This is a genomic window from Sneathiella sp. (assembly GCF_029233945.1).
Taxonomy (GTDB): Bacteria; Pseudomonadota; Alphaproteobacteria; order Sneathiellales; family Sneathiellaceae; genus Sneathiella.
Genome location: NZ_JARGOQ010000029.1, coordinates 40,135 through 44,889, shown reverse-complemented (window position 1 = coordinate 44,889; position 4,755 = coordinate 40,135). Strand labels below are relative to the sequence as shown.

The 4,755-nt window shown below is 46.8% G+C and carries 1 protein-coding gene; it reads right to left on the bottom strand.

Translation table 11 applies throughout. The features are described 5' to 3' along the window. Positions 1 to 9 precede the first annotated feature (9 nt). The gene (locus P1U71_RS10860; RefSeq protein ID WP_301105627.1) at positions 10 to 4,596 is read right to left on the bottom strand and encodes a hypothetical protein; all 4,587 of its coding nucleotides are present in this window, start codon (positions 4,594 to 4,596) and stop codon (positions 10 to 12) included. Between the last annotated feature and the right edge of the window lie 159 nt (positions 4,597 to 4,755).

Here is a 4,755-nt window from a genome sequence, read left to right as displayed (position 1 = left end):
AAACCTCTCTTAAATCAGACCATGATCTGTCTCAAATACCCTGAATACGAACAGTGCTAACAAAATCTCGCACTCTTCTTCAAAGTCCTTTTCATCAGACCGTGATTTCTCATTTAATAGCCAGCCAAACAAGCTATCGAGAAATCCCGTATCGAGACCATTCGACAATACGTCGTCTGGTGGCCGTCGATGACTGCCAGGATTTTCTATACTATTTCGTACCCGACGATCTCTTTCCGAGCGCTTAAGCCTTTGCCAAACGCCAAGGAGATTTACGGATACCGGGCCGCACGGCACACCCGAAATTTTCCGTGTCCTCAACCATCGTAGCCATCGCGTCCAACGTATTTCCATATCTGCAGAGTCGTCATAACCCGGTCTAAACATGGTCAGCGCAGACCACAAAATTCCGAGCTGCAACAGCCGCCACCATCGGGACCCCAGTTCAATTCTGTTCTTATGCGCTAAGAAGCTAATGACCCTGACAGCATCGCCATCTCCACTGGTCAAGATCCGAAGAATTGCCTGTTCCCATTCATCCTCTCCAACTTCTTTCTGCAGCCAAAGATGAAAGGCACCGTACGCTGCAAATTTCAAATGCCCATTTGAAATTCCTGAGTACTTATGGAGAAGTTCTTCAGCGGTCTCACCAATCTCCCCTATTTCGTGACGCAGCACAGATTCCGCGAGTTCAGTCACTTCGGGATTATTTTCGAGCCACTTTTGTCCATTGGAGAATAAGGTAGCTGCAGCGGCAATTTTGTTAAGTTCCTTCCTATCTTCATCTTCGCAACAGAATACCTCTCGCAAAATGTCAGTTAAAACTTGTGCACTGGTTTCATCCAGTAAAGCCTCACTCTCAAGTATTTTTTCACATTGAAAGGCTAGCAAAATACTTGATCGTTTAGATGAGGCCGTCTGCTCGAAGGCTACAATCTCCGCTTTAAGTTCTTCCGGGTACTCAAACTCTGCAATTACGGCTCCGGACACCGGATCTTCATGTATCTGATAGTTAGTTTCGTCGAGCTGAGCACACAAAATATCGAATTCAATTGCTGCTTTGCGCTCAGAAGGCCTATTCCATTTATCTCGTGCAGACTTGATGAACGAAGCCATTTTCTTGTCTTTTAGAAAAAGTTTGCTAACGATTTCAACCAACTCTTGCTGCCGGTAAGTTGCCGCGGCCCATTCTTTTGCCGTGTTAAATATAGATTTATGCTCCCTCGACCAACTAAATGCATCAAAGTTGTACTCTGCATTTTTAACACGCGATCGATCGTACCAAAAAACATCTTCGCTGCTGAGTAAAGGCAGTAAGACATCAGAAAAAAATGCGGGATGAAATTTGGCAACATTTATCAATAACCCTACGAACGCCAGTGACGTGCTATCTTGTAAAAGCTGGATCAGATGATTTTCGACATTTTTCCCTTGCTCAATTTGGAGCGTCAGCCATCTTTCCAGGGCATTTAACGCGCAATGCAGTTGGCCGTTAGAATTGGAGTTTTTCTGCGTCCAATCAAATACCTGCCAGTCTCCTACGAAAGCTTTTTCCATTCCATTGGCCATTATAAGAACGGTTTGAGGCGGCTCTTTTTTTCTGCCCTTTGTTATTTGACCCGCCCAACGTTCCGTACAAAAATCCACCAATTGGATAAGTGCTGTCAGCGCAATTTCAGGAGCAATTTTCAGGAACAGGAAAAACTGACTTTTCCAAAAGGCTGTTGGATAGCTGTCTCCGCTATCATAATCCAGCCCAAGGTAGTCATAACGTGAGGATGTTACAGAATATTCTTCCTCCGGACCGTCTTCAATCACTAGGGCAAGCATGATTTCTGCCACAATTTCGGGACGCGTATGCATTAGCGGTCCTAATGCCGGCGAATGGAGGCATATTTTCTGAAAATCTTGGTCTACCCTTTTAGAAGGGCCCATTGGCCATGGCGGAAGCTTCCGTAAGCCCGACAAGGAAATGGCTGACGACAAGCTTCTTGCGCGCCTCCTTTGTTGCTCCCGAACACCGTCATCTGTCTTGTGTCGGTTGGCTCGTTCAGCCGCCAATTTGGTTTTCGCCTGGGCGATCTTTTCCGCAACTTCAGAATCTTGGGGACGTCTCTGTGCGATTTCCAAAGCCCACTTAGCAACTTCATCCGGAAGATCTCTTGCCCCCGCCAAAGCTGCTGAATAAATCGATTCTTTTGGAATACCAATGTAAATGGCCCCCCTACCGATATCAACTTGTAGAGCCCGGGCAGTCGCCAGAGCCAGTTCAGAAAATTCCTTTCTATAAGGAGTAAGGCCTCCTCCTTCCAACTGCGGTGGAGTGCTACTAAGCCAGACTTCACAAACCGCAGCAACGGTTGGCGAAACCAACGCAGCTACCTGTCGAAGATGCCCATGGAGGAAGTTGACCACCGGAGGCCAAAGACCAATTATCGGCGCGCGAAACCTGTCTTCAAAGTAAAGCGAAAGCGTTCGATCAATTTCGCCAAAAGCCAGAGATATGCTGGGAATAGTTGCAATGTGGAGGAATCGACCAAGCAGTCTTTTCAGTCTGACGCCGCTATTCTCGAACAGGAATTCCGCGCGATATTCCAGAAAAGTCCCTGCTTGTGGGTCCAGAAAGAGGGCATCAAGTAATATGTCAGTAGCAAACGTCGAACCATTTTCTTCGAGCACGGAATAAGCCTCATCCCATATCATGGCAGAGGCCGCTTTCTCACGAAGGAGAAATTGACCGAACAGGCGAAGCGCCCCGCTCCACAGAGGATTTTTTGCCAGTTCTGACCATTTTTCATAGTCCTCTGCAATTTCTTTCAAGCGTTGGAATCGTGCCCAATCCGCCGCCAAGTCATGCTCAAATTCGATCCGGTTGCGATTGTTCCTGAGAATAGGAAGATGCTTGGGCTTATTATCAAGGATAGCAGCGTCCGACCCGTCAAATTCACTTACTGCAAAACTCCTTTCAAATTCTGCTTCGCGCTCGCCCAATCGCATGACAAGGTTTTGCACCGAAGTTTTTCCTTCAGTCCAGAACTCCCATATACGATCTGCAATTGCTGCTGGTGAAGTAAGGTCTTCCCCGCCGTCCCCTCGAAAGGTTGACGACGCCTGGATCACCCAGCCTAACGTCTTGAGATTGCTAAGGACAGCAATCGTATCTTCCCGGGCTGCCAACCAGCGCAGGTCGTCGTTCGCCCAAAGTGCGGATTTCACATCTTCTAAGGCGATTCCTTCAACGGCAAATGGTTCTCGTACGAATTGACCTACTATTGGGAGCAAACGATCCTGCCAACTCTCCCGCTGACTGATAATCACAATGCGCCAAGATAAGTCACAAATTGCAATCTCTTCCGGCACCAGGTTTTGAACTAGTTGGCTAATTCGAGAAAGCGAGGTTGTATCTAACCTCTCAGCAGAGTCGATCACAAGTACGTTTTCAGCATAAACGCTGGACCCAAGAACCTCTTGCAGCGGAAAAGTGATTCCCATATTCAAGCGATCAAGATTGCTCGTCGCCGCGTCAAATTCCTCTGGACCAAACCAAACCTGGTTCCACTTAGGAAACCGCTCATCGAGAGTGGTTTTTACTATTGAGGATTTCCCACTACCGGAATCTCCAATCACTAACGAAATTGACTGATTATTGAATATTTCGGCTAACCTGGATTTTTTTTCAGTTCGATCAACAATGAAGCCTGAAGGTAACGCAATTTTGATGTTGGCCTTGTAATCTTCGGACAGAGCCGCAATAGCGGCCCATGAACCTTCAAAATTTGGGCGGTCCTTTAGTTGGAAGCTTTTTCGCAGCGTTTTCCAGACTTGCTCGATGGTCAGAGTTCCAGATCCAAGGCGCGTATCTTCTGCAAGCTGTACTAAATGAACCCAAACCGCTTCTGCTTCAGTTCTATCCCCACTTTTCAGCAATGCTCTGCACCGTCCGATTCCTTCCTCGTATGAATTTTCTGAATCAAGTTGAAAATCTAAGGGGACAACTTTTAAATGGCGGATAAGCTGGACGGCCTCCTCATCCGTCGCATTTATCGTCTCTTTCGGTAATTTGATGCTTTCAAATATCCGCGCGTGCTTTTTGACCTCACGAATACGACTAATAGCCAGCGCTGTATCTTCACCCGCACACCAATTCACTACATCTGCCCAAACTGAATCAAACGTGCCGGGAAGATTTCGTCCGCGTGTCACGAGGGCAAGAACATCAGTTTCAATGTTCATCGGACTATCTGGATTGCGCCAAAGGCTCCATGCATGCGTAATGAAGTCAGCCGGAAATCCGTTGCCTGTAACCTGTTGATTGCTTTTGCATGAGACGGCAAGATGACGAATTGCTGGCCCGCGCAGGGCGGAAAATAGCAAATCGTCAATATCCCACTTTAACGCACCCGTTTGTGATTGTATCTGAGTACAATCACTATTAATGCCGGGCAACGTTTCCCCAACGAGTATCCTCGTCAAAAACCATGCAGCTGTCAGGTCCTCAAATGCAAACCCTGGTCCCGCAGTTTGTCGGGTCGTTGCAGAATTAGCCGACTTTTTCTTCTTCGCTCCTATACGCGGTGATTTTCTATTTGATGCCAAAACGCCTTTTCAATCCTCAATCGTTGATGTTGCTTTCTGCGACTGTAAAATACAGCCTAAGCTCGAAAATAATGTCATTTTATACAAATTCAGAAAATTAACTATGGCCGATGCGGTTTTGTTCCACAATATACTAGATTCGTTCTAGTGCCTGATAAC